This is a genomic window from Amnibacterium endophyticum (assembly GCF_042680685.1).
GTDB classification, from domain to species: domain Bacteria; phylum Actinomycetota; class Actinomycetes; order Actinomycetales; family Microbacteriaceae; genus Amnibacterium; species Amnibacterium endophyticum.
In genome coordinates, this window is sequence record NZ_JBHUEA010000024.1 from 1 (window position 1) to 24296 (window position 24296).

Consider the following 24296-nt stretch of genomic DNA (forward strand, 5'->3'; position numbering starts at 1 on the left):
GTCGAGGCCGCGGCCGATGCGGTCCGCGCGGATCGCCGTCGCGGACCGCGCGGGACCGCGTGATCGGCAGCCCGTCCCGCTCCGCGCGGCGCTCGGCGAGCTCGGCGATCTCGCGGGGCGTGCGGTAGTTCACGGTGAGCCGCTCGAGCCGGAACTCCTCCGTCAGGGGCCGGATCGCCTGCTGCCAGGACCGGGGCGGGCGGCTCGCGGCCGACTGCGCGAGGTCGCCGACGATCGTGAAGCTGCGGAGCGGCCCGCGGCGGCGCAGCAGCCGCCACTGCATCGGGGTGAGCTCCTGCGCCTCGTCGACGACGATGTGGCCGTAGGTCCAGGTGCGGTCCATCGCCGCGCGCTCCGCCGTCGTGAGCGGGTTGCCGTCCTCCGCGAAGCCGTCCGCGAGCGCCTCCGCCGACACGAGCCCGCCGACGCCCATGTTCTCGATCGCGGCGCGGGCGTTCTCGAGGTCGCGCTCGCGCTGGGCCTCGCGGGCCTGCGCGCGGGCGTCGCCCTGCACGTCCGCCTCGCCGAGCAGCTCCGCCGCCTCGTCCAGCAGCGGCACGTCGCCGATCGTGAAGGCGGCGGAACGGGCGCGTGCGAGCAGCTCGCGCTCCGCGGGCGAGAGCTCCGGCGCGGCGCGGGCAAGGTAGTCCGGCCGCGTGAAGAGGTCGCCGAGCAGCTTCTGCGGCGTGAGCGGCAGCCAGGCGGTGTTCAGGAGGACCTTCACGTCGTGGGCGGTGCGGAGGTCCTCCCGCAGCAGCCGGCGGTCCTCGTCGTCGATCGTGCCGCCACGGGCGGCGACCCGCTCCGCGAGCTGCGCGGTCAGGGAGGACAGCGCGTCCTTCACGAACACGACGCGCGCCTCGTTGTGCGGCTTCCTCGTCTGCTGCGCGTGCCGGATCGCCCGCTGCAGCACCTCCGGCTGCACGGTGAGGACCACGCCGTCGACCTCGACGTCGGTCGGCCGCTCGGGCGCGACCTGCCGCAGGTGCACCGCGCGGCGGATCACCTCCGCCATCCGCGCGCGGCCCTTGATCGCGGCGACCGGGGCGGGGTCGACCGTCCCCGCATCGACGCCCGGGTACAGCTGGCCCAGCGTCTTCAGGACGACACCGGTCTCGCCGAGCGACGGCAGCACCTGCTCGATGTACTCGAGGAAGCTGCGGGACGGGCCGACGACGAGCACGCCGTTGCGCGCCAGCCGCTCCTTCTGCGCGTACAGCAGGTAGGCGGCGCGGTGCAGCGCCACGGCGGTCTTGCCGGTGCCCGGGCCGCCCTGCACGACGAGCACGCCCCGGGCCTCGGACCGGATGATCCGGTCCTGCTCGGCCTGGATGGTGCCGACGATGTCGTGCATTCGGCCGGTCCGCTGGGCCGCCAGGGCGGCGAGCAGCGCGCTCTCCCCCGTCAGCGCGGCGTCGTCCGGCACGTCGTCCGGGTCGAACACCTCGTCCTCGACGCCGACCACCGACCGGCCGCGCGTCGTCAGGTGGCGTCGCACCCGGACCCCGAGCGGCGTCGCCGCGGTCGCCTGGTAGAACGCGCTGGACTGCGGCGCCCGCCAGTCGAGCAGCAGGGGCTGCTGCTCGTCGTCCCGCAGCCCGATGCGGCCGATGTAGCGGAGGGCGCCGTCGGTCAGGCGCAGCCGCCCGAAGACCATCCGGTCGTCGACGTCGCGCAGCTGCTGCAGCCGATCCTCGAACAGCCGCGCCATCGCGTCGCGCTCGGTGCGGGCCTGGTGGGTGCCGCCGCCGCCCCGCCGCACCCGCTCCAGCTCGCCGCGCGCCTCGTCGCGGAGCGCGTCGAGCCGGTCGTAGAGCCCCGCGACGTAGCGCTGCTCGCGTTCCAGCTCGGCGTCGACGGCATCGGTCACAGGCGGGGCCTTCCGTTCGTTTCAGGGCCGTCGATCCTACGCCGCGGCGTCCTGGGGTCAGACGGGCGGCGCGAAGGGGTCGGGTGCCGTCGGATCCTCCCGGAACGCCCACTCGGGCAGCTCGCCGCGCTGCACACGCGCCAGCACGAGCGACGGCACGTCCCGGCCGGGGTCGAGGGCGAGCGCCCGCTCGGCGAGGACGCCGGCGATGCTGCCGCCGCCGACCGCCCAGTGCAGCCAGGCGAGCATCCCCTCGACCGGCGCCCGCTCCTCGGGGTCGAGCAGACCGCCGACCTCGGTGAGGGCCGCGATCGCCCGGGCGATGCGAGCGACGTCCGGGCGCGGGAAGGCACCGCCGCCGATCGCGGCGCCGAGGCTCGCGAGCGAGGGCGCCGCCGGGTCGCCGTCGTGCGCGTCGCGCCACAGCTCCGCGCCGAGCGCACGGCCCCAGCCGAACTGCACGAGCACCAGGTTCTCGAGGCCCTGCCGGGTCGCGAGCGCGAACAGCAGCGCCCGGCACGGGCACGGCCCGTCGCCGTCGTGCGGGTCGAGCATGCGCTCCACCAGCTCGACGACGTCCGCCTGGTCCCCGCCGTGCCGGTACCGCTGCATCGCGGGCTCGGGCGCGGCGGCGCGCCCGAAGGCGGAGCCCGGGCGGCGCAGGTCCACCCCGTGCAGCACGCCGCCCGGCCCCTCCGGGTGCAGCCACCAGCGCTCGAGCGCGTCGAGGAAGGCGTCCTGCGCCGCCTCGTCGGTCTCGGGGTACTCCGGCGCCCGCCGCGGGGAGGGCGGCGCGGGGTCGCCCTCGCGCGGCGCGATCTCGTCCAGCGGTCGGCCGCCGCGCGGGAGGGCCGGGTCGAGCAGCGACCCCCAGCCGTCGGCCGCGACGCAGAGCAGGTCGCGCACGTCCAGGCCCATGCGCTGCGCCTCGCGGTTCAGCGCCCGCAGCAGGTCGGCGTGCGGCGGGCGGCCGCTCGGGGCGAAGGACGCGTCGGTGCGGACGACCGGGGTGACCCCGTCGGCGCCCTCGACGCGGCAGACGGTACCGAGCACGTGCCGCGCCCAGGCCCGCTGGTCGTCCGGCACCCGCGTGGTCGGCAGGTCGAGCCGCATCGCGCCGTGGGTGCGCCTGCCCGACCAGAGGACGAGCACCACGCTGTCCTCGATCGGGACGCCGGCGAGGGACGGCACGAGCCGCAGCAGGTCGGCGGGCGTGCTGCACTTCACGACGTTGGCGGGAGGGGGCGCGACGGGGATGCTCATGCGCCGAGCCTGGGCATTGCAGCGGCGGCTGCGGCCGCATCCGGCGCATCGATCCGAGGATCGGTGCGATCCGGGCCTGGGGAGGAGCGGAACGCGGGTCAGACGACGCGGATCGCCTCGACGCGGCGCCCCGTCAGCCGGTCGCGGCCGCCCAGCCCGGCGAGCTCGAGCACCACGCCGACGCCCGCCACCACGGCGCCGGCCCGCTCGAGCAGCGCGCAGGTCGCCTCCACCGTGCCGCCGGTGGCGAGCACGTCGTCGAGGACGAGGACGCGCGTGCCGGGCTGCAGCGCCTCCTGCCGGATCTCGAGCGCGGCGGAGCCGTACTCCAGCTCGTAGTGCTCGGTCAGGGTCGCGGGCGGCAGCTTCCCGGCCTTCCGCACGGCGAGGACGCCCGCGCCGACGGCGTACGCGGCCGCCGCGGCGAGCAGGAACCCGCGCGCCTCGATGCCGGCGACCAGGTCGAACCCGCCGTCGAAGACGTCCGTGAACCGGTCCGTGACGGCGCGGAGCGCGGCGCCGTCGGCCAGCACCGGCGTGAGATCGCGGAAGAGGATCCCCGGCTGCGGGAAGTCCGGGACCTCGAGGGTGAGCGCGTCGACCAGCTCGGCGGCGGAGGGCACGGGTCGAGGCTACCCAGCCCTGTGCGAACGGCGGATCGGGCCCGGACAGGGCGATCGCCCGGTGGTGCGGCACTGCCTGCAGCTCGCCCGGGCGATCGATCGGGTTTCAGGATGCGCCGGGAGGGACTGCATCGCAACCCCTCCCGGCGCGGCGCTCGGGGAACTCCCGGTCAGGCCTTCAGCAGGTCGATCACGAAGATCAGCGTGCGGCCGGAGAGGCGGTGGCCGCCCCCCGCGGGACCGTAGGCGAGCGCCGGCGGGCAGGTCAGGATGCGCCGGCCGCCGACCCGCATGCCCGGGATGCCGTCCTGCCACCCCTTGATCAGGTTGCCGAGCGGGAACGAGATCGACTGGCCGCGGCTCCACGACGAGTCGAACTCCTCCCCCGACTCGTAGTCGACGCCGAGGTAGTGGACGGTCACGGTGCCGCCGGGCTTCGCCTCGGCCCCGTCGCCGACGACGACGTCCTCGATGACCAGCTGGTCGGGCGCGGGACCGGTCGGCGGCTCCAACTCGGGCTTGACGGAGGTGTCGGTGATGTCGCTCATGGGCCCCGAGTCAACCGCACGGCCCGCCGTGTCCGGCTGACAGCCCCCGGTCCGCCAGGATGGACGCCGATGGAGCAGCAGGGTGCGCGCGGCCGCGGCGCGCTGCTCGACCTCACGCCGCTGACGCAGTCGCCCGCGTTCGCGCGGCTCTGGGCGGGCCGCTCCGTGGCGAGCATCGGCAGCCAGCTGACCCTGGTGGCCGTCGGGCTGAACGTCTTCGCGCTGGTGCGGCCGGAGTCCGGGGCGGGGGCCGCGACCTTCGCGGTCGCGCTCACGGGCGTCTTCGCGCTCGTGCCGACGATCCTCGCCGGGCTGTACGGCGGCATGCTGGCCGACGCCTTCGACCGCCGCACCGTCGCGCTCGTCTCCGCGCTCGTCTCGTGGGCCGCCACGATCGTGCTCGCGGTGCTGTCGTGGACGGGAACGGAGACCACGGCCTCCCTCTACGTGCTGACGGTGGTCACGGCCTGCGCGGCGACGGTGCTCGTCGCGACCGAGACGGCGGCGACCCCGCGGCTGCTGCCCGCCCGCCTGCTGCCCGCCGCGAGCGCGCTGAACGGCGTCGGCATCGGGCTCGCCGTCACCGCCGGACCCGGGCTCGCGGGGGTGCTCGTCGCCGCGGTGGGCTTCGCGTGGTGCTACACGATCGACGCGGTGCTGTTCGTCGGCACGCTCGTCGCCGTGCTCACCCTGCCGCCCCTGCCGCCGGAGGGCCGCGTCGAGCGGCCCGGCCTCGCGTCGCTGCGCAGCGGCCTCGCCTTCCTGCGGTCCGCGCCGAACGTGCGGGCCAGCTTCGTCGTCGACATCGTGGCGATGACGTTCGGGCAGCCCCGGGTGCTGTACCCGGCGGTCGGGGCGGTGACGCTCGGCGGCGGCCCGATCACGGTCGGGGTGCTGTCCGCGGCCTTCGCGATCGGCGCCCTGGTCTCGAGCGTCTTCTCCGGCCGGGTCGGCGCGGTGCGCATGCAGGGCCGGGCGGTGGAGCGCGCGATCCAGGTCTACGGCCTCTGCACCGTGCTGTTCGGCGCGGTGCTGCTCGTCGCGGCGGTCGGCGCGGCGACGGGCGCGCTCCCCTCCCCCGCCGGTCCCGCCTGGGTGGCGCTGGCGGCGGTCGCGCTCGCGGGGGCGGGCGCCGCGGACAACGTGAGCGCGATCTTCCGCTCCACGATCCTGCAGACGGCCGCACCGGACTCCGTGCGCGGGCGGCTGCAGGGCATCTTCATCGTCGTCGTGACCGGCGGCCCGCGGGTCGGCGACCTGTACGCGGGCGCCCTGGCCGTCACCGGCGTGCTCTTCCTGCCGCCGCTGGTCGGCGGGGTGCTGATCATCGCCCTCGTGACGCTCATCGCGGCCCGCAGCGGGTTCCGCCGGTACGACGCGCTCCGCCCGACGTCGTGACCGGCGAGGGCGTGCTCGCGGCGCTCGCGGCGCTGTGGGCGCGGATCGTCGCGACCTCGCCCGCTCCCGGCCCGCTCGACGCGGTGCTGGTGCCCGCCGTCGTCACCGCGCTGCTGCTGTCCCCGGCGTGGCCGCACCTGAAGCACGGCGTCACGATCGTGCACGAGGCGGGGCACGGCGCCGCGGCGACCGCGACCCGCCGGCGCCTCCGCGGGATCCGCCTGCACTCGGACACGAGCGGGCTCACCGTCAGCGTGGGGCCGCCGCGCGGACCGGGCATGGTGCTCACCCTGCTCGCCGGCTACCCGGCCCCGTCGGCGGCGGGCCTGCTGGTCGCCTGGGCGGTCGCCGCCGGGCACTCCTCCGCCGCGCTCTGGGGCTGCCTGGTGCTGCTCGCGGCGGTGCTGGTGCAGATCCGCAACTGGTTCGGCCTGTGGTCGGTGCTGGTCGCCGGGGCGGTGGTCGGCCCGGTGACCTGGTTCGCGGACCCCGCCTGGCGCACGCGGGCCGCGCTCGCGGTCGCGGCGCTGCTGCTCGTCGGCGGGCTGCGGGCCGCCCTCGAGCTGCCGCGGGCCCACCGCCGCGAGCGCGGCAGCGACGCGGATCAGCTGGCGCGGCTCACCGCCGTGCCGGCCGCGGTGTGGCTCGCGCTCTTCATCGTGCTCGCGGCCGGGTGCGTCGCGGCCGCGGCCGCGCTGCTCACGCCCGTGCGGTGAGCACCTGCCGGTCCTCGACGATGCGCCCGAGCAGCTCCCGCTCGTCCGGGGTCCGCCCGATCGCGGTGCGTCCCCGCAGGAGGCGCTGCCGGGCGTGCCCGAGCCGGGTCGCGTCGCGGACGAAGCGGTTCATCGCGGCCCGCTTGCGGTGCCGGTCCGGCTGCTGGTCCGCCCAGCGCATCGCGCGCCTGCGGCCCGACCAGGTCGACAGCAGCGCCACCTCGGCCTCGGTGAACCAGCCCGCCTCCGCGTACTCCGACAGCCGCTGCCGCGTGACCGAGCGCTCCCTCGTGCGCACGGCGAGCACGACGACCACCGCGAGCACGAAGATCGGCACCTCGACGACGAAGTAGTACTCGATGGTGTTCCGGGCCAGCGAGAGGCCGCCGTTCCAGAGCGCGTGCAGGAGGGCGGCCGGGATCAGGCCGAGCAGGTAGGCGACGAAGCCGAGACCGGCGCCGCCGCGCTCCGCCGCCTTGCCGATCGCGTAGCCGGTGCAGGCCGTGAACAGCAGGTGCGCGAACGGGGAGAAGATGCCCCGCGCGACGAAGATCACGACGAACTGCGGCCCGATCCCGCTCTCCACGAGCGTGCGGCCGAAGTAGAGGACGTTCTCGGTGAAGGCGAACCCGGCCGCGACCGTGGCCGCGTAGACGATGCCGTCCACCGGCCCGTCGAAGTGCTTGCGGTTGAACCAGAAGAGCAGGAGCACGCCGAAGCCCTTCGCGGCCTCCTCCACGATCGGCGCCTGCACGACGGCCTGCACGAAGTCGTCCGGCTGCCCGCCCGCGGACGCGAGCGCGATCTGCACGCCGAGGTCGAACAGCAGCGCCACCGCGACGGACACGCCCGCGCCCCAGAGCAGCGCGAACAGGAGGGCGGGCCGCGGCTCCGGCTCCCACCGGTCGATCCATCGGATCGCGAGCAGCACGACCGCGAAGGGCACGAGCGCGGCCAGCGCGGCGACGCCCGCGCCCGCGACGCCGAGGCCGCCGAGCAGGTAGAGCGCGACGGCGACGAGCGCGGCGGCGCCGAGCGCGATGCCGAGCGCCGCGGCGACGCGGCGCCCGACGTGGCCGGGGTCGTGGGGTGGGAAGTCGATCGGCGCCTGGGGCGAGGGCGCGGACCGGATGTCGGTCACGCGGCGGGGCCCGGGTCGAGGGTCATGCCGCCATGATCCTGCAGAGCGGGGCGTGGAGCGCCTGGGAGCACCCGGAGAGTCGGCTGCAGCGCAGTCAGCGGGGGTCGATGCCGATCTGGACGACGAGCGAGGCCGGCAGCCCGACGTGCGTGCTGCCCGCGTCCGCGGCGATCACCGCCGACGCCGGGGCGACCGCGAACGACATCAGCGGCAGGGCGATCGCGAGGCCGATGAGGGTGCGCCGGGCGATCCGCGGCCACCGCCAGGGCGACCCGCCCGCCTCCTGCTCGAGCCGGCCGAGCCTGCGCCCGCCGAGCACGACGCCGACGATCAGCAGCGGCACCCACCAGGTCGGCGTGCTGTGCAGCACCGCCTCACGGCCCGAGCCGCCGAAGGGGCGCTCGATCGCCCAGAAGCTGCTCGCGAGGTAGAGCACGAGCACCCCGATCGCCAGCGGCCACAGCCGCTGCGGCCGGGCGGCGCGCGCGAAGATCGCGTCCGCCTCCGACGTCAGGTCCTCACCCGCCATCGCCGCAGTGTCGCACGCGCTCCTTCAGATCGCCTTGCCGGGGTTCAGGATGCCGAGCGGGTCGAACGCCGCCTTCACGCGGCGCCCGAGGGCGAGCACGTCCTCGCCGAGGGCGTCCTCGAGCCAGCGGCGCTTCAGGATGCCGACGCCGTGCTCCCCAGTCAGCGTGCCGCCGAGGTCCATCGCGGCGCGGAAGAGGTCCTCCGCCGCCGCCCAGGCGACGTCGGGGATGCCGCCGGTGGCGAGGTGCGGCGGGATCACCACGTTCGGATGCAGGTTGCCGTCGCCCGCGTGCGCGATGACGGGGATCGGCAGGCCGTGCCGCGCGGCGATCTCCTCCACCGCCTCGAACATCTCGGGCAGCCGGCTGCGCGGCACCGCGACGTCCTCGATCAGCGGCTCGCCGAGGCGGGCGAAGGCGGGGTGGGCGGACCGGCGCAGCGCCAGCAGCGCCTCCCCCGCGGCGGGGTCCGCCGCCCGCGTGACGTCCCCGCCGGCCGCCTCGAGCAGCCGCACGGCGGTCGTCGCGTCCGCCTCCGCGCTCGCGCCGTCGCAGTGCACGAGCAGGAAGGCGCCCCGCCCGGAGAGCGACGGCACGTCCCCCTCCGGGCCGCCGCCGGCCGCGACGAGGGCGTCGATGGCCGCGCAGCTCGCGGCGTCCATCAGCTCGAGCGCAGCGGGCCGCAGCCCGGTCGCGGTGATCGCCGCCGACGCCGCGGCGGCCTCGCGGACCGAGTCGAAGGTGGCCGCGAGGGTCACCGTCGGCGCGCGGTCGATGCGGCGGAGCCCGAGGGTCGCCTCCACGACGACGCCGAGGGTGCCCTCCGAGCCGATCATCAGCCCGGCGAGGTCGTAGCCCGTGACGTCTTTCACGGTCGGCCGCCCGAGGTCGACGAGGGCGCCGTCCGCGAGCACCACCTTGAGGGCGCGGACGCTCTGCCTGGTCACGCCGTACTTCGCGCAGAGCAGCCCGCCCGCGTTCGTGGCGATGTTGCCGCCGACGGTCGAGATCGCGCGGCTCGCCGGGTCCGGCGGCCACCAGAGCCCGTGCGGCTCGAGCGCGCGGGCGAGGTCGTCGGTGACGACGCCGGGCTGCACCACGGCGGTCTCGTCCGCCGCGTCGATGCCGAGCACCCGGTCCATCCCGGCGAGGTCGAGCACGATCGCGCCCTCGGTGCCGATCGCGCCGCCGGCGAGCCCCGTGCCCGCACCGCGCGGCACGACCGGGGTGCGGGTGGCGGTGGCGAGCCGCAGCACGGCGCGCACGTCGTCGATCCCCCGGGCGCGGACCACCGCGAGCGCCCGCTCCGGCGTGGTCCACCCGCCGCGGTCGGTGCGGACCTTCTCGAGGTCCTCGTCCGCGGTGCTGACCGCGGGCCCGACCTCCTGCTGCAGCGCGTCGAGGATCGGCATCGCCCCAGCGTACGAGGCGGGCGCTAGCCTCCGGTCCGTGGACGCGAGGCGGGACGCCGACCCGGCCGACGGGCGCGACGAGACCTCGACCGAGCGGCTCGACCGCAACTGGGACGGGCTGCTGCAGGAGCTGCGGGTGCTGCAGACCGGGACGCAGCTGCTGACCGGCTTCCTGCTGACGATCGCCTTCCAGCCCGCCTTCGGCGACCTCGAGCCCTGGCAGCGCGGGCTCTACCTGGGGGTCGTGTCGCTCGCGGTGGTCTCCACGGTGCTCGTGCTGATGCCGGTGTCGCTGCACCGCGTGCTGTTCCGGCGGCGGGCGATGGCCGAGCTGGTGCGGTGGGGCGACCGGATGGTGCGCCTGGGGCTCACCGCGACGGGCCTCGCGATCGCCGGGGTGCTGGCGCTCGTGTTCGGGGCGACGGTCGGCCCGGTCGCGGCGGTCGCGGGCGGCGGCGTCGGGCTCCTGCTGATGGCGGTCCTGTGGGTGGCGCTGCCGGTCTCGCTGCGCCGCGGCCGCCCCCGGCACACGGCGGGCGACCCGCGTCTCGAGGCCTGACCGCGGACTTGCCGCTCCTTGCTGACCGCGCCGGCGTGTCTCCGCAAGTCGCGGCAAGCGCGCGCCTCCCCGACCGCGGACTTGCCACCTCTTGCGAGGCCGCGCGGCGTGTCGCGACGATCCGCGGCAAGTCCGCGTTCGTCGCCGGTCAGGCGGCCATGACGCCGACCGGCTTCACCTTCCAGCGGGGGAAGACGCGGCCGAGCTGGCCGGCGGAGAGGCCGACGCGCGTGCCGACGACCTCCCCGAGGACGTCGCGGTAGTCGTTCCAGCCGGGCACGTCGCCGAGGCTCGTCCGCTGCCCGAGGCCGCGCCAGGTGCCGTGCACGCCGCCCGCGACCCCGCCGCCGATGACGAGCACGGCGCCGCCGTGGCCGTGGTCGGTGCCGCCGGACGCGTTCTCCTCGACCCGCCGCCCGAACTCGCTCATCGTGACGATCGTCGTCGTGTCGAGCGCCTCGCCGAGGTCGTCGGTGAAGGCCGCGAGCGCCGCGGCGAGGTCGCCGAGGTGGCGCTGCATGTCGCCGGAGTCGGGCGTGCCCATGCCGGTGTGCGTGTCCCAGCCGCCGACGTCGATGCAGGCGACGCGCACGCCGGCGCCGCTGCGGATCAGGGCCGCGACGTCCTTCAGCGCGTCGCCGAGGTTGCCCTTCGGGTAGGTCGTCGCCGGCTTCGCGGTCGCGGAGCCCCGGATCCGCTTCGCCGTCGCGAGCGCCTCGAGCGCGAGGTCGGCCTGCTCCGCGACGGGGTGGTCGAGACCCGTGTAGAGCGCTCGGAGCGCTGCGGAGGTCGCCCTCATCTCCCGGTCGTCGACCGGCAGCTTCAGCGCGTCGATCGAGCGCATGGCGATCGCGTTCGCGGGCCCCTGCAGCGAGCGCGGCGTCGTGCCGCCGACGGCGACCGCCCGGAAGGTCGTGCCGGGGCCGGACGCCTCCAGGACCCGGTCGAGCCAGCCGGTGGTGAGGGAGCCGCTGGAGCCGCGCTCCAGGCAGTCCTGCGCCTGGAAGTGGCTGCGGGTCAGGTCCGGCGTCGAGACGGCCGGGACGGCGGCGACACGGCCCTTCGCGATCAGCGGCGCGAGCGGCTTCATCGCCGGGTGCAGCCCGAAGCCGCGCGCGGCGTCGAAGTCGAGCAGGGCGCCGGCGCGCACCGCGATGTGCGGCCGCTCCTTCACGAGCAGCGGATCGGCTGCGGGCACGAGCAGCGAGAGCCCGTCCATCCCGCCGCGCAGGAACAGCACGACGAGCGTGCCCGTGCGCTCGGCGGCCGCGGCGTAGGACACCCGGCTCGTCACCAGCTGCGAGCCGAGCGCGGCGACGCCGACCCCGATGCCCCCGGCGAGGAACGTGCGGCGGTTGAAGCCGCCGGACCAGGCCTGCGTGCGCTCCTCCTCCGCCACCCGCTGCGCCTCCGCCACCGCGCGCAGCGCCGCGTCGCCGCGGCTCGGCCCGAGCCGCTCCCAGTCGGGGCAGTCCGGGTGCAGGGTGCGCAGCACGTCGTCGGGGAGCGTCGTCGTCGGCATGGTCGTCTCGCTATCGCAGCTGGAAGTACGGGGAGTCGAGCAGCAGGGCGGCGACCTTGCCGCACGTCCAGTCGTCGACGGGGGCGGGCGCGCCGACCTCCAGGCCCGCGCCGCGCACGGCGGCGACGAGGTGGGCGCGCTTCGGCGTCGTGCCGGTGAGGCGGCGCCCGACCGCTGCGGCCCATTGCACGGTGGTCATGCCGTCGGTGCGCTTCACGAGGCGGGACGGCTTCGTCCACGTCAGCTTCGGCCACCAGCCGTGGACGAAGGCGCGGTGCAGGTCCCAGCGCTGCAGCATGGCGCCCGCGCCGAGCCAGGCCGCCGCGACGTCCGGGTAGCCGTTCGGCGGCGCCCAGCGCAGCGGCGCGTGCCCGGCCGAGTCGAGGTTCCAGTACAGCCACTCGAGCGGCTGCCGCATGCCCGCGGCCGGCTTCACGTCGAGCACCCGCAGGGCGCCGACGGCGTCCTCGAGCGGCCGGCGCATGCGGGTGCCGACGGCGTGCCAGAAGTCGCTGGAGCGGAAGACCGCCGTCACCACGGCGCGGATGTCGGTGCCGTTCCGCAGGTAGACGCGGGCGAGCCGGTTCACGAGGTCGGCGCTCGGGGTGTCGGAGACGAAGCGGATCGCGAGCTTCCGGGCGATCGTCCGCGCCGTCGCGGGGTGGTGGGCGAGGTAGCGCAGGTAGGCGTCGCCGACCGCCTCCCCCTGACCGGGCCGGTTGGGGTGCGAGAAGCCGAGCACCCGCAGCCGGCCGGTCACGTGGCGGTCCGGGTCGAAGCGGTAGACGCCCTTCTTCCAGTCCCACGTGCGGCCGGAGAGGATGCCGGCGCTCGCGCGCACGTCCTTCTCGCTGTACCTCGCCTGCAGCCCCACGGTGTGCAGCTCGAGCAGCTCGCGCCCGAGGTTCTCGTTCACGTTCCGGCGGTCGGACTCGTCGTTGCTCAGGAACGACAGCATCGCCGGGTGCCGCATCGCGGCCTGCAGCATGTCCTCGAAGCGGCCGAAGGCGTGCGCGCGGATGACGTCCCGGACGTAGCCGGGTCCGGTGTGCCACTGCTCGCTCGGCACCGGGACGTGCAGGTGGTCGGCGAAGACGTCGACGACGACCTCGTAGAGCTGCCGGTCGGAGAACACCTGGCGCGCGAGCGTGGCCTGGCCGGTCTGGAACCCGGCGTCCCAGCTGTACCGCTTGCTGCCCTTCACCACGGCTGCGGGCCGGGCGAACGCCAGCGGGAACCGCTGCACCGCCTTCTTCGCGCGGCCGTCGTCGATGCGGCCGGGGTGCAGCTGCAGGTCGAGCCACGCGTCGATGCCGAGGCGCTTCAGCCGCTTCCGGTCGGCGGGCCTCGGCCCGAAGGTGGCGCGCCGCAGCAGGTGCTCCCGGGGGTCGTGCGCAAACACGGCGGAGCGGGCGCCCCGGGCCGCCGCGGCGGCGGCCGATGCGGTCGGGTACTGGCGGCCGACGAAGGCGCGCTTCGCGGGCGCGGCCTCGGCCGGATCGGCCGCGGCGAGCGACTCGCCCGCGATCGCGCCGGCCGCGAGCGCGGCGCCGAGCCCGAGCAGGGCGCGGCGGGACGAGGCGCGGCGGGACGAGGCGCGGACCTCCACCTCGGCCGACATGCGGCCAGACCGTAGGGGCCGCCCCCGTTCGCGGGTCGCAGCGACACGGGGAGCGGCCGGATCCGCCCCCGGGCGGGGCGGGCAGACGGGCGGCGACCGGTCCTGCTGGCAGGCTCGTGGGGTGCGCGCCCCCGTCCCCCCGGCCCTCTGCGGCGCTCCGCACCGCTCGGCCATCGCCCGGTGACGACTGCCACCGCCGGCCGCGACCGCGTCCTCTGGCCCCTCGCGGCGTGGTTCTGGGCGCTGCAGTTCGCCGTCCTCAACCCGATCCTCGCCGTCCTGCTCGTCACGCTCTACGGCGCTTCCGACGCGCAGACGGGGCTCGCGCTCGCGGCGTACAACCTCGGCGGCTTCCTCGCATCCCTCGTCATCCCCGCCGCGGCCGATCGGCGGGGCGACTACCTGCGACCGCTGCTGCTGTGCGGCGCGAGCGGCGTCGCCCTGATCGGCGCCCTCGCCGTCGTGCCGGCGCTCCCGTTCGCGGTCGTCGCCCTGGTGCTGCTCGGCGGGCCGCCCGGCGTCGGGTCCACCCTGCTGTTCGCCCAGCTGCGCCACAGCGGCGCCTCACCGGAGCGGGTGGTGCGGACCCGGGCGATCGTGTCGTTCGCATGGGTGGTCGGGCCGGTCCTCGCCACGGCCGTGACGAGCGCCTTCTCCCCCGCCGCCGCCCTCGTCCTCCTCGCCGCCACCGCGGCCGTGAACCTCGCGACCGCGCTGCTGCTGCTGCGGAGCCGGCGCCGCGCCGGCCTCGAGCGGCCCGCCGCGACGGGGGCGTCGCCGCTCGCCGCGCTGGCCCGGCTGCGCACGGGGCGCCCGCTGCTCGTCGTCGGCGCCTTCACCGTGCTGCAGGCGACCAACGTCGCCACCGTGACGATCGCCGGCCTGTACGTCGCACGGTCGCTGCAGGCGCCGATCGTCTGGGCGGGCGTCGCCCTCGGGGCCGCCGCCCTGCTCGAGATCCCCGCCCTGCTGCTCGTCGGACGCCTCGTCGGGCGCCGGTCCGCCCGCGCGCTCGTCGTCGCGGGGTGCGTCGCCGGGACCCTCTACTACGCGCTGGTCGCCGTCGCGCCGAACCCGGTCGTCTTCGTGGCGCTGCAGCCGCTGAACGCCGTCTTCTTCGCCGTCGTCGCGGGCGTCGGGCTGACCGTGTTCCAGGACGTCTTCCACGCCCCCGGCATCGCCTCCGGGCTCTTCACGAACACGCGCCGCATCGGGGCGGTGCTCGCGAGCGGCCTCATCGCCGCGGCGGCCGTCGCGCCCGACACCTACCGCGCGGTCTACGCGAGCGGCGCCGCGGCGACGCTCGCGGTCCTCGTGGGCGTGCTCGTGCTGCGGCTCCGCCGTCCGGCGCGGTCCTGAGGCGGGTCCCCGGCGCAGCGGCTCAGCGCCCGAGCTGCTCCTCGATCGAGCGGGTGCGCTCGACGACCACCGAGCCCGTGTGCGCGGTCGTGACGGTCTCGACCAGCACGATGCGCACCTCCTCCTCCGCGATCGGGTTGTGCCGCACGCCGCGCGGGACGACGAAGAGCTCGCCGGGCCCGAGCCGGACCTCGTCCCGCCCCTCGAGCTGGATCCGGAGCCGCCCCGAGACGACGAGGAACAGCTCGTCCTCGTCGTCGTGCGCGTGCCACACGAGCTCGCCGAGCAGCTTCGCGACCTTGACGTACTGGTCGTTCACCCGCGCCACGACCTTCGGCGACCAGTGCTCGGTCAGCCCGTCCAGCGCCGCTGCGATCCCGACCACGTCCTGCTGCTCCACGGCCTCAGCCTCCCACCGTGCGGCCGGAGCGCTCGCAGCGTCGGCGCCTACGGTGACGCCGTGGTGAGCGTGAGCCGGGAGACGGCCGAGGAGACGGAGCAGCGGCTGCAGGGCGTCCTCGCCCTCGCGGAGACGGTCGTGCTTCCGGGCGCCTGGTCCTTCTTCGAGTCGCCCCGCGACCAGCCGCCCGTCCTCGACGACGACGTGCTCGCGGTGGTCCGCGACGACGACACCTGGAGCGTCCTGCGCCCGGCGGAGGACGGCGACGGGACCCGCGAGCGCTTCGGCGTCTTCTCGTTCCACTTCCCCGAGGGCGTCGACAACAGCGGCTTCGTCGGCTGGCTCGCGGGTGCGCTGAAGGAGCGGCTCGGCACCGGCGTCCTCGTCGTCTGCGGCAGCAACCGCGACCGCGGTGGCGTCTACGACTACTGGGGCGTCCCGGAGGACCTGCTCGACCGCGCGGTCAACGTGGTGCACGCCCTCGCGGTCTGAGATCGCACCCCCGCGACGCGCGGTCGCTGCGCCGCGACGCGCGGTCTTCCGGGCATTACGCGGTCGGCGCGCCGACCGCGTACCGCCGCAGCGACCGCGTGAGGGGCGCGGGCGGCACCCTCGCTCGCGCGGTCGCCCATCCGGGCGGGCCGATCATCGAGGGGTGGACGATCGCGACCTCGAGGCCTTCGCCCGGGCGTGGCACGAGCGGCCGGACGGCTGGAGCGGTCGCCGCTACACGGACGCCCTGGTCGACGCCGGCCGCCTGGACGAGGCCGCCGCGGTGTGCGAGGCGATGTGGGCGCTCGGCTACCCGGCGGGGCTCACCGACCTCGCCTGGCTCGAGCGCGACCGCGGTGCCGTCGATCGCGCCGTCGCGCTGATGCGCCGGGCGCTGCCCGAGCTCGACGACGAGGACCGCCCGCTCGCCGAGGGCGTGCTCGGCCACTGGCTCTGGTACCTCGAGCACGACGCGGATGCCGAGCCGCACCTCCGGGCCGGCTGCGCGGCGTACCCGTCCGCCCGGGTGGACCTCGCCGGGCTGCTCCGCGCGACGGGCCGTGCCGAGGAGGGGCGCGGGGTGCTCGAGGCGGGCGTGGCCGCCGGGGAGGTCGAGTCCATGCTGCCGCTCGCGAACCTGCTCGACGAGGAGGGCGACCCCGCCCGCGCCGAGGCGCTCTACCGCCGCGCCTACGAGGCCGGGGACGCGTACAGCGCCTGGAACCTCGCCGTGATGCTCGACGGCCGGGGTCGCCGCGAGGAGGCCTCGGCGTGGCGCTGGCGCGCCGCGCAGGGCGGCGACGAGCTGGCCATCCGCCACCTCGCCGACGACGAGGACGACGGCCCCGCGACGCTCCGGGACTGATCGCGGTTCAGTCCCGTCGACCCACGCGATGGCCTTCGGCGGCGTCCAGCCGCAGCACGCCCGCCGCGGTCGGACGGAAGCCGCAGGCGCGGTATAAGCGCGCCAGCTGCGGCTCGTGGTCGACGTGCAGCCACTCGCAGCCGACCGCGCGGACCTCCCGCACGAGCCGGTCCACCAGGCGGCGCCCGATCCCCCGTCCCTGCCGGTCGGACCGGACCACGGCGTCGAGCAGGAAGGCGTGCGCGCCCCCGTCGCCGCAGGCGTGCACGAAGCCGACCAGCTCCGCGCCCTCGAAGGCGCCGATCCAGGCGACGCCGTGACGCTCGAGGCGGGCGGCCCACGGCTGCAGGCGCTCGACCCCGCCGAACGCCTCCGCGTGCAAGCGAGAGAGGACCGCGTCGTCCACCGCGAACCGCGACCGGAGCACCACCTGCGGGTGGGCCGAGCGCTCCTGCGCCCCGTCGGGCGCCGACGCGGACCGGGCGGTCGCCGTCCCGGCGCGGGCGATGTCCGAGGAGGTCGACGCCGCCTCGGGCAGCTCGACCGACGCGCCCGACGCGATCGCCCGGAGCGCGGCCTCGACCCGGGCCGCCGTGGTCGCCGAGGCCAGCGCCTGGACCGCTGCGGGCGCCACGAAGCGCGCCGAGGCGAGACCCGGCTCGAGCCGGAACGGGGTCGACGCGTCGACCACCCCGCCGTCGTAGGCGAGATGCAGCACCCCGTGGTCGTCGCCCGGCTCCTGCGCCCACTGCATCACGAGCGGACGGCCGATCGACAGCGCGACCCCGAGCTCCTCGCGCACCTCGCGAGCGGCCGCCTCGCGCGGCGACTCCCCCGCCTCGACCGACCCGCCGGGCGTCAGCCAGTCGGGGCGGTAGCTCGTCTCGACGAGGAGGACGCGGCCGGCCTCGTCCCGGATCACCGCTCCGGCGGTGATGGGGCGGAGCGCAGGAGCAGCGGTCTCGACGCGGGCGGGCACGGAGGCCATCCAAGACCCGGGAGCCGCCGTCAGCGACCCCACGGATCGTCCGCACGAGCCCGCCTTGGCGGCGGTGGACCTCCAGGAGCTCGGGCGGCAGCGCGGTGCTGCGGCGAGGGGTCGCCGCGCCACCCGCTCGGGACGAACCAGTGGCTGCCGGCATGCCGCCGGATCTCGACCGGAGGCCGCTTCGCATGCACCAGGTGGTGGTGGAAGGAGCACAGCATGACGCCGTTGACGACGTCCGTCGGGCCGTGGTCGCGGTGCCACCAGCGGGCGTGGTGCGCCTCGAGGTACGGGCTCGTGACGCGGCAGCCCGGGAACTCGCACCGGCCGCCTGCCGCGACGGAGAGCGCCTTCCGCTGCGCGGCGGTGAAGACGCGCGTGGACCGCGAGAGGTGCAGCGGCTCGCCCTCTGGACCCGTGACCATCAGGCGGAGGCCTCCGGTGCAGATCCGGCGCTCGATCACCGGCACGGGCAGGCCGGCGAGCACCCCGGCGGTCCAGCCCTGCCCCTGCCTCGCCTCCAGCTCGGCCGCACCGATCGTCACCACGACCTCGTGGGTGACCGCGGTCGATGCGGTGCCGTCGTGCTCCGCGCGGATGCCCGCCTGCACGACCTCGACGAGCGTGTCGTAGTCCTGCTGCGGCCGGGTCCGGTCGTCGGCGTCCTCGGGACGCCACTCGGGGCCGAGGTCGTCGTCGGTCGCGTCCGAAGCGGGCTCGATCCGGATCATCGAGCGGCCGCGCCTGCGGGAGGCGAAGAGCTCCTTGAACATCGCGAGGTCCTCGGGCGGCAGCACGACGCTCATGCGCGTCGTGCCGTCGCCGAGCGTGCGGCCGAGCTGCACGGCGCGGCGGCGGCGCTGCTCCGCCTCCCGCGGCTCCGCGCCGTCCGGATCGAGTGCGAGCGCCCAGAGCTCCGCGACCTCGTGCAGGACCTCGGTGTCGGCGGTGCGAGCGGTGTCGAGCAGCGCCTCGACCATGTCGGCGACCCGGTCGGCGGTCACCCGGCGGTGGATCGCCTTGACCGTGTTCGCGATGACGCGCGCGGACTCGACACCGACGTCGCCGGCCTCGATCGCGGCGCGCACCTCGGGGAGGCGACCGGGCAGCAGGGCGCCGTCGAGCGCGACCCCGGGCGCGGTCGCCGCACCGAGCCCGATGCGCCGCTTGGCCGTGCGCGCGTCGATCCGCGCGACGCGCTGCACGAGCTCGACGCCGTCGCGAGCGCCGAAGCGGAAAGCGAGCGACTCCTCGCCGACGCCGCGGCGCGAGCGGTGCTCGACCTCGGCGGCAGCGCGATGGCGGAGGCCGTCGACCACACGGCCGAGCCGCTCGACGAGGGCGAGGTCGGCGAGCAGCTCGGCGTCCGACGCGGTCTGCGCGCGGGAGGACGCGGCGCAGATCGCCGCGAGCGCGGCGGTCAGGTGCGGGTCCTCCTGCATGGCTTCATCACACCATCGAGCACTGACATCGGCTCGGGCCAATCAGGGGCTGATCGGGTGTTCTTCACATGCACGAGGGTGCGTCGCTCCGCCTTCCGCGAACGGAGCCGGGAGGGTCGTCCTGCGGGCCGGAGTGGTCTCGAGGCTCCTTCGTCGCACCTCGACCAGCGGTGGGCGGGTGGTCTCGAGGCTCCTTCGTCGCACCTCGACCAGCGGCGCTGCGGGCAGGCTCGGGTGGTCTCGAGGCTCCTTCGTCGCACCTCGACCAGCGGTGGCGGGAGGTCTCGAGGCTCCTTCGTCGGACCTCGACCGGCGGGGTGCGCTCGGTCAGGCGCGCTTCTTCTTCGCGCGGTTCGCGTCGACGCTGCGCTTCAGCGCCTCCATGAGGTCGATGACCTCGCCGTCGCCCTCGTCCTCCTCGCTCTCGCCGAAGGTCGCCGCCGTGTCGACGGACTCCCCCTGCTCGAGCTTCGCGTCGACCAGCTGCTTCAGCTGCGCCTGGTAGTCGTCGGTGAAGTCCGCGGGCGAGAAGTCGCTCTCGAAGCTCTTCACGAGGCTCGTCGCCATGTCGAGCTCGCGCTTGTTCAGCTCGACCTCGGCCTTCAGCGACGGGAAGTCGGCCTCGCGCACCTCGTCGTCCCACAGCAGCGACTGCAGCAGCAGCGCGTCCCCGTGCACGCGCAGCACCCCGAGCCGCGTCTTCTGCCGCAGCGTGAACTGCACGACCGCGACCCGATCCGTGTCGGCGAGCACGTGGCGCAGCAGCGCGTAGGAGCGCGGGCTCTTCCCGTCCGGCTCCAGGTAGTAGGAGCGGTCGAGGCGGATCGTGTCCACTTGGCTTCCGGGCACGAACTCGACGACGTCGATCTCGCGGCTGCGCTCGACCGGCAGGGACTTCAGGTCCTCCTTCGTCAGCACGACCGTCCGGTCGCCGACGTCGTAGGCCTTGTCGATGTCCTGGAAGTCGACGACCCGCCCGCAGACCTCGCAGCGGCGCTGGTAGCGGATGCGCCCGCCGTCCGCGTTGTGCACCTGGTGCATGGACAGGTCGTGGTCCTCGGTCGCCGCGTACAGCTTCACGGGCACGTTGACGAGGCCGAAGGTGATGGCTCCGCGCCAGATGCTGCGCACGACGCACGCTCCTCGATGCCGGAATCGCCTGATGAGGGTCCGAGTATGCCCCTCGACCCGGAGCGGGGCCACTCCCCCGTTCCGGTCCCAGCGGTTCAGCAGACTTCCAGTCCACTGTGAGCGCGTGGTCGGGTCGGTGAAGCAGGACGTGGAGGTCGACGGACGGCGCCTCCGCCTGTCGAACCTCGACAAGGTGCTGTACCCGGCGACGGGGTTCACGAAGGGCGACGCGCTCGCCTACTTCGCCGCCGTCGCCTCCGCCCTCGTCCCGCTGGCGGCCGGGCGCCCGGCGACGCGCAAGCGCTGGCCGGACGGCGTCGGGACCGCGACCGACCCGGCGAAGCCGTTCTTCGTGAAGAACCTGGAGGCCGGCGCCCCCGATTGGGTCCGCCGCGGCACGATCGAGCACCGCAGCGGCGCGAACACCTACCCGGTCGTGGACGACCTGGCGACGCTGACCTGGCTCGTGCAGCTCGCGACGCTCGAGGTGCACGTGCCGCAATGGCGCTTCGGCCCCGACGGCTCGCCGGCGCACCCCGACCGGATGGTGCTGGACCTCGACCCGGGCGAGGGCGCGGGGCTCGCGGAGTGCGCCGAGGTCGCGCGGCTGCTGCGGCCGGTGCTCGAGGGCATGGGCCTCGACGCGGTGCCGGTCACGAGCGGCTCCAAGGGCCTGCACCTGTTCGCACGGCTCGACGGCGGCTGGTCCTCCGACCAGGTGACCGACGTCGCGCACGAGCTGGCGCGGTCCCTCGAGGCCGACCACCCGGACCTCGTCGTCAGCGACATGAAGAAGGCGCAGCGGCACGGCAAGGTGCTGCTCGACTGGAGCCAGAACCGCGCTGCGAAGACGACGCTCGTGCCCTACTCGCTGCGCGGCACGCTCGAGCCCCACGCGAGCGCCCCGCGCCGGTGGGAGGAGCTCGATGAGCCCGGGTTCGCGCAGCTGACGCCGGACGAGGTGGTCGGCCGGCTGGAGCGCGACGGCGACCTCGCCGCCGCGCTCGCCCCGGCCGACGCCCGCGGCGACGCGCTCACCCGCTACCGGTCCATGCGCGATGCGGCGAGGACGCCCGAGCCGGTGCCCGCGGCGCGGCCCGCGAAGGGCGACGACGACGTCTTCGTGATCCAGGAGCACCACGCGAGCCGCCTGCACTGGGACCTCCGGTTCGAGCGCGACGGCGTGCTCGTCAGCTGGGCGCTGCCGAAGGGCGTGCCGCGCCCGGGAGAGCGGAACCACCTCGCGGTGCACACCGAGGACCACCCGCTCGAGTACGCGACCTTCGCGGGCGACATCCCGGAGGGCGAGTACGGCGGCGGCCACGTCGACATCTGGGACAGCGGCACCTACACCGCCGAGAAGTTCCGGCCCGACGAGGTCATCGCGACGATGCGCGGCGGCGCGGGCGGCGGCCTCGGCGGCGAGCCGGTGCGGATCGCGCTGATCCGCACCGATCGCCGCGAGCGCGAGGAGCCGGGCACGCCGATCCAGGGCGAGCAGTGGCTGATCCACCGGATGGCGCCCGCGGACGACGCGACGCCGGAGGAGGAGACGAGGCAGCAGCAGGCGCAGAAGAAGGAGCCGGAGCACGAGCTGCGCCCGATGCTCGCGACCGCGGGCGCCCCGCTCGATCCGGACGCGGAGTACGGCGTCGAGATGAAGTGGGACGGCGTCCGCGCGATCGCCCGGGTCGAGGACGGCCGGGTGGTGCTGACGAGCCGGAACGACCTCGACCTCACGCCGACGTACCCGGAGCTGCAGGCACTCGCGGACCACGTGCACGCGGGCTCCGCGGTGCTCGACGGCGAGATCGTGGCCGAGGACGCGCGGGGGCGGCCGAGCTTCTCCCGCCTGCAGCAGCGGATGGGGCTCACGAAGCCGCGCGACGTCGAGGCGGCGCGGCGCGCCGTCGCCGTCCGCTACCTGCTGTTCGACGTGCTCGCGGTCGACGGCCGCGACGTGCGGCGCGCGACCTGGCACGACCGGCGGGACCTGCTCGAGCGCCTGGTCGAGCCTGGCGACGGCGTCGACGTGCCGCCGGTCGTCGCGACCGCGGAGGGCGACGACCAGCGCGCCGCGGTCGACGACGCGATGGCGATCAGCCGGCGGCTCGGCCTCGAGGGCGTCGTGCTGAAGCGGGCCGACGGCCCGTACCGCGCGGGCCGCTCCGGCGACTGGGTCAAGCGGAAGCACGAGCGGCAGCAGGAGGTGGTCGTCGGCGGCTGGCGGCCCGGCCACGGGCGGCGCGAGGGCGGGGTCGGCAGCCTGCTGCTCGGCGTCCACGAGGGCGGCCGGCTGCGCTACGTCGGCCGCGTCGGCACCGGGTTCTCCGACCGCGACCTCGACGCGATCGCCGCGGCGCTCCACCCGCTGGAGCGGAAGACCCCCGCGCTGGAGGACGTGCCGCGCGCCGACGCGGGCGACGCGCACTGGGTGACGCCGACGCTGGTCGGGGAGGTACGGTTCGCCGAGTGGACGGACGACGGCCGACTGCGGCAGGCCAGCTGGCGGGGCCTGCGCCCCGACAAGCGGGCCGCCGACGTGGTCCGTGAGCCCTGACGCCAGGCCCTTCGGGCCGGTGCGCCGCCCTCCCCCGCCCCGCCGTGTCCGGCTGACCCGCCGGGACGCGCGGTACGCGCTGCGCCGGACCCTGCACGCCTTCTCCGCGCGGCGGGGCGTCGACCAGGCCGCGGCGCTCACCACCTACGCCTGCCTGGCGCTGCTGCCGATCGCGCTCACCCTCGTGTCCGCGCTCGCGCTCGTGACCGGCCGGGGCCGCGCGATCGAGGCGCTGCTCGACACCGTCGCCGTGGTCGCGAGCCCGGCCACGGTGGCCGGGCTGCGCGACCCGCTCACCCAGCTGACCACCATCCCGGCACCCGGCGTCGCCCTCGCGATCGGCCTCGTCCTCACCGTCTGGGCGGTGTCGGGCTGGGCGATGGGCTTCGGCCGGGTGCTGAACGGCTTCTCCGACGTGCCGGAGGGGCGGCCGGAGTGGCGCTTCCGGCTCGCGATGGTCGTCCTCGCCGTGCCGCTGATCGCGGGGCTGCTGGTCTGCGCCGGCCTGCTGCTCGCGACCCCGCAGATCGTCGGCCCCCTCGCCGAGCGCGCGGGCGTGGCCGGTCCCTGGCTCGTGCTCGCGCAGGCGGCGAAGTGGCCCGTGCTCGCGGCGGTGCTCGCGCTCATGCTCGCGGCGCTGCTGCGCTGGGCGCCGAACACCGAGCGGCGGCTGCTCGGCCCCACCATCTGGAGCGCCCTCGTCGTCGTCGGCGGGTGCTTCGCCGCGACCGCGGCCTTCGGGCTCTACCTGACGACGCTCGGGCACTACGACGCCGTCTACGGCTGGCTCGGCTCCGCGCTCGTGCTGCTGATCTGGCTGTTCCTCGTCGACGTCGTGCTCGTCTACGGCGCCGCCCTCGACGTCGAGCTGGTCCGCGTGCGGCAGCTGCGCGACGGCATCCCCGCCGAGCGCGCGGTGAAGGTGCCGCTGCGCGACACGACGCGCGTCGCGGCGGCCGATCGCGCGCTCCGCCGCCTCGAGGCGCAGGGCGCCGTCATCCGAAGGGGCGGCGGCTACCGTGGGGCCATGAGCCGCAAGGAGCCCGACGGCACCCCGTCGATCGACGAGGTGGAGCACGACTTCGCGATGCCGGAGGACGCCGACCTGCGCCCGGTGGACGACGAGGGCCGCGTGGAGCAGGACGGGCCGGTCGAGCGATGAGCCGCGTGCGCGTCGTCGGCTGGACGGTCTCGCTCGGCGCGCTGGTCGCGGGCCTGGTCGTCGCGGCCGCGGGTGCCGCCCGGAACGCGGAGACGCGGCGCAAGGCCGCGGATTCCGCCCGGCTGCTGCGCGACCGGTCCGTCGCCTCCGCCTCGCACCTCCGCGAGCAGGCGAGCGAGAGCGCCCAGCTGCTGCGCGACCAGTGGACGCAGGCCGCGGTCGAGGTGCGCGACCGCTGGTCCGAGACGGCGGAGGACGTCCGCGGCCGCGCCGACGAGTGGCGCGAGCGGTCGACCGAGAACTTCGAGCGGGCGCTCCGGCAGGCCGCCGAGGCCCGCGACGAGTCCCTGGCGGGGTTCCCCGACGACGAGGACGAGGACGACCCGCCCGTGCGGGAGGACGCCCCCGCCGACGAGCCCGCCGCCGCCGAGGAGCCGGCACCCGTCGACGAGCCGGCCACGGCCGAGTCGACCCTCGCGGCCGACCCGGACACCGACGAGTCCGACGAACCCGACGAGGACCCGGCCGCGAAGGCCGGCGCGGGCACCGCGACCGAGCCGGAGCCCGCCACGACGGAGTCCGAGACGCTCACGACGCCGATCGCGGACGCGCTCGGTCCCGAGGCCGTCGAGCGGGCCGAGCAGGCGGCCGAGGGCGAGGACGAGGGCCGCCGCTCCTGAGCGCCGCTCCGTGCGGC

Annotated in this window: 22 protein-coding genes; 9 read left to right on the plus strand and 13 right to left on the minus strand. The window is 75.9% G+C overall.

Annotated elements, in window-relative coordinates; translation table 11 throughout:
• The 4 genes from ACFSBI_RS13800 to ACFSBI_RS13815 all read right to left on the minus strand — a co-directional run.
• Positions 1 to 1870, minus strand: a 1870-nt coding sequence (locus ACFSBI_RS13800) for a HelD family protein (protein ID WP_377935892.1), incomplete at its 3' end; no start/stop codon positions are given.
• 57 nt (positions 1871 to 1927) lie between these two features.
• Complete coding sequence (locus ACFSBI_RS13805) at positions 1928 to 3133, minus strand: DUF4192 family protein (protein WP_377935894.1); 1206 nt, start codon at positions 3131 to 3133, stop codon at positions 1928 to 1930.
• A 98-nt stretch (positions 3134 to 3231) separates the two neighbouring features.
• Positions 3232 to 3756: an adenine phosphoribosyltransferase gene (locus ACFSBI_RS13810; protein WP_377935896.1), complete on the minus strand. Its 525-nt coding sequence runs from the start codon at positions 3754 to 3756 to the stop codon at positions 3232 to 3234.
• A gap of 170 nt (positions 3757 to 3926) precedes the next feature.
• A complete protein-coding gene (locus tag ACFSBI_RS13815; RefSeq protein WP_377935979.1) occupies positions 3927 to 4295 on the minus strand; it encodes an FKBP-type peptidyl-prolyl cis-trans isomerase in 369 nt (122 codons plus the stop codon).
• A gap of 78 nt (positions 4296 to 4373) precedes the next feature.
• On the opposite strand from ACFSBI_RS13815, the gene ACFSBI_RS13820 reads away from it, so the two are divergent.
• Together ACFSBI_RS13820 and ACFSBI_RS13825 are read left to right on the plus strand one after the other, a co-directional pair.
• Complete coding sequence (locus ACFSBI_RS13820) at positions 4374 to 5702, plus strand: MFS transporter (RefSeq protein ID WP_377935898.1); 1329 nt, start codon at positions 4374 to 4376, stop codon at positions 5700 to 5702.
• Positions 5699 to 6418, plus strand: a complete 720-nt coding sequence (locus ACFSBI_RS13825; protein WP_377935900.1) for a M50 family metallopeptidase — start codon at positions 5699 to 5701, stop codon at positions 6416 to 6418. Before ACFSBI_RS13820 ends, ACFSBI_RS13825 begins: the two co-directional genes overlap by 4 nt.
• Here the strand turns inward: ACFSBI_RS13825 and ACFSBI_RS13830 are convergent.
• The 3 genes from ACFSBI_RS13830 to ACFSBI_RS13840 all read right to left on the minus strand — a co-directional run bounded on the left by ACFSBI_RS13830 (position 6402) and on the right by ACFSBI_RS13840 (position 9501).
• Positions 6402 to 7559 carry a PrsW family intramembrane metalloprotease gene (locus ACFSBI_RS13830; protein ID WP_377935902.1) on the minus strand — a complete coding sequence of 386 codons (1158 nt, stop codon included), beginning with the start codon at positions 7557 to 7559 and terminating at the stop codon, positions 6402 to 6404. The genes ACFSBI_RS13825 and ACFSBI_RS13830 overlap by 17 nt on opposite strands.
• A 94-nt stretch (positions 7560 to 7653) precedes the next feature.
• Positions 7654 to 8088, minus strand: a complete 435-nt coding sequence (locus ACFSBI_RS13835) for a hypothetical protein (protein WP_377935904.1) — start codon at positions 8086 to 8088, stop codon at positions 7654 to 7656.
• Between the two features lie 24 nt (positions 8089 to 8112).
• Entirely contained in the window at positions 8113 to 9501 is a 1389-nt protein-coding gene (locus ACFSBI_RS13840; protein WP_377935906.1) for an FAD-binding oxidoreductase, read from the minus strand.
• A 37-nt stretch (positions 9502 to 9538) separates the two neighbouring features.
• Here ACFSBI_RS13840 and ACFSBI_RS13845 point away from each other — a divergent pair, with 37 nt between their 5' ends.
• A complete protein-coding gene (locus ACFSBI_RS13845; protein ID WP_377935908.1) occupies positions 9539 to 10060 on the plus strand; it encodes a DUF6328 family protein in 522 nt (173 codons plus the stop codon).
• A gap of 148 nt (positions 10061 to 10208) precedes the next feature.
• Here ACFSBI_RS13845 and ACFSBI_RS13850 read toward each other — a convergent pair whose 3' ends face one another.
• Both ACFSBI_RS13850 and ACFSBI_RS13855 read right to left on the minus strand, forming a co-directional pair.
• Positions 10209 to 11582 (minus strand): DUF1501 domain-containing protein, encoded by a 1374-nt coding sequence (locus ACFSBI_RS13850; RefSeq protein ID WP_377935910.1) that lies wholly within the window; start codon positions 11580 to 11582, stop codon positions 10209 to 10211.
• Between the two features lie 10 nt (positions 11583 to 11592).
• Positions 11593 to 13203, minus strand: a complete 1611-nt coding sequence (locus ACFSBI_RS13855; protein ID WP_377935912.1) for a DUF1800 domain-containing protein — start codon at positions 13201 to 13203, stop codon at positions 11593 to 11595.
• 180 nt (positions 13204 to 13383) lie between these two features.
• Between ACFSBI_RS13855 and ACFSBI_RS13860 the strand changes: the two genes are divergently transcribed.
• A complete protein-coding gene (locus tag ACFSBI_RS13860; protein WP_377935914.1) occupies positions 13384 to 14562 on the plus strand; it encodes an MFS transporter in 1179 nt (392 codons plus the stop codon).
• A 22-nt stretch (positions 14563 to 14584) separates the two neighbouring features.
• On the opposite strand, the gene ACFSBI_RS13865 is transcribed toward ACFSBI_RS13860, so the two are convergent.
• Positions 14585 to 14962, minus strand: a complete 378-nt coding sequence (locus tag ACFSBI_RS13865; RefSeq protein ID WP_377935916.1) for a cupin domain-containing protein — start codon at positions 14960 to 14962, stop codon at positions 14585 to 14587.
• Positions 14963 to 15022: 60 nt separating this feature from the next.
• On the opposite strand from ACFSBI_RS13865, the gene ACFSBI_RS13870 reads away from it, so the two are divergent.
• Together ACFSBI_RS13870 and ACFSBI_RS13875 are read left to right on the plus strand one after the other, a co-directional pair.
• On the plus strand, positions 15023 to 15454 hold the full coding sequence (locus ACFSBI_RS13870; RefSeq protein WP_377935918.1) for a DUF6196 family protein: 432 nt from the start codon (positions 15023 to 15025) through the stop codon (positions 15452 to 15454).
• Positions 15455 to 15617: 163 nt separating this feature from the next.
• Complete coding sequence (locus ACFSBI_RS13875) at positions 15618 to 16319, plus strand: tetratricopeptide repeat protein (protein WP_377935919.1); 702 nt, start codon at positions 15618 to 15620, stop codon at positions 16317 to 16319.
• A 7-nt stretch (positions 16320 to 16326) separates the two neighbouring features.
• Here the strand turns inward: ACFSBI_RS13875 and ACFSBI_RS13880 are convergent, their stop codons facing one another.
• The 3 genes from ACFSBI_RS13880 to ku all read right to left on the minus strand — a co-directional run bounded on the left by ACFSBI_RS13880 (position 16327) and on the right by ku (position 19877).
• Positions 16327 to 17298 carry a GNAT family N-acetyltransferase gene (locus ACFSBI_RS13880; protein ID WP_377935921.1) on the minus strand — a complete coding sequence of 324 codons (972 nt, stop codon included), beginning with the start codon at positions 17296 to 17298 and terminating at the stop codon, positions 16327 to 16329.
• A 29-nt stretch (positions 17299 to 17327) separates the two neighbouring features.
• Positions 17328 to 18746: a DUF222 domain-containing protein gene (locus ACFSBI_RS13885; protein WP_377935923.1), complete on the minus strand. Its 1419-nt coding sequence runs from the start codon at positions 18744 to 18746 to the stop codon at positions 17328 to 17330.
• A gap of 327 nt (positions 18747 to 19073) precedes the next feature.
• The gene (ku, locus tag ACFSBI_RS13890) at positions 19074 to 19877 is read right to left on the minus strand and encodes a non-homologous end joining protein Ku (RefSeq protein WP_377935925.1); all 804 of its coding nucleotides are present in this window, start codon (positions 19875 to 19877) and stop codon (positions 19074 to 19076) included.
• A 124-nt stretch (positions 19878 to 20001) separates the two neighbouring features.
• Between ku and ACFSBI_RS13895 the strand changes: the two genes are divergently transcribed.
• The 3 genes from ACFSBI_RS13895 to ACFSBI_RS13905 are packed head-to-tail and all read left to right on the plus strand — an operon-like array spanning position 20002 to position 24279.
• The gene (locus tag ACFSBI_RS13895; RefSeq protein ID WP_377935927.1) at positions 20002 to 22437 is read left to right on the plus strand and encodes an ATP-dependent DNA ligase; all 2436 of its coding nucleotides are present in this window, start codon (positions 20002 to 20004) and stop codon (positions 22435 to 22437) included.
• Positions 22438 to 22456: 19 nt separating this feature from the next.
• A complete protein-coding gene (locus tag ACFSBI_RS13900; protein ID WP_377935929.1) occupies positions 22457 to 23599 on the plus strand; it encodes a YihY/virulence factor BrkB family protein in 1143 nt (380 codons plus the stop codon).
• Positions 23596 to 24279 carry a hypothetical protein gene (locus ACFSBI_RS13905; protein WP_377935931.1) on the plus strand — a complete coding sequence of 228 codons (684 nt, stop codon included), beginning with the start codon at positions 23596 to 23598 and terminating at the stop codon, positions 24277 to 24279. Before ACFSBI_RS13900 ends, ACFSBI_RS13905 begins: the two co-directional genes overlap by 4 nt.
• Positions 24280 to 24296: the final 17 nt, after the last annotated feature.

What these genes read in the sequence shown, in the direction of transcription:
- ACFSBI_RS13855 (WP_377935912.1), bottom strand. Translation starts at nt 13,203, where the DNA reads ATGTCGGCCGAGGTGGAGGTCCGCGCCTCGTCCCGCCGCGCCTCGTCC.
- ACFSBI_RS13885 (WP_377935923.1), bottom strand. Translation starts at nt 18,746, where the DNA reads ATGCAGGAGGACCCGCACCTGACCGCCGCGCTCGCGGCGATCTGCGCC.
- ACFSBI_RS13820 (WP_377935898.1), top strand. Translation starts at nt 4,374, where the DNA reads ATGGAGCAGCAGGGTGCGCGCGGCCGCGGCGCGCTGCTCGACCTCACG.
- ACFSBI_RS13805 (WP_377935894.1), bottom strand. Translation starts at nt 3,133, where the DNA reads ATGAGCATCCCCGTCGCGCCCCCTCCCGCCAACGTCGTGAAGTGCAGC.
- ACFSBI_RS13905 (WP_377935931.1), top strand. Translation starts at nt 23,596, where the DNA reads ATGAGCCGCGTGCGCGTCGTCGGCTGGACGGTCTCGCTCGGCGCGCTG.
- ACFSBI_RS13840 (WP_377935906.1), bottom strand. Translation starts at nt 9,501, where the DNA reads ATGCCGATCCTCGACGCGCTGCAGCAGGAGGTCGGGCCCGCGGTCAGC.
- ACFSBI_RS13850 (WP_377935910.1), bottom strand. Translation starts at nt 11,582, where the DNA reads ATGCCGACGACGACGCTCCCCGACGACGTGCTGCGCACCCTGCACCCG.
- ACFSBI_RS13835 (WP_377935904.1), bottom strand. Translation starts at nt 8,088, where the DNA reads ATGGCGGGTGAGGACCTGACGTCGGAGGCGGACGCGATCTTCGCGCGC.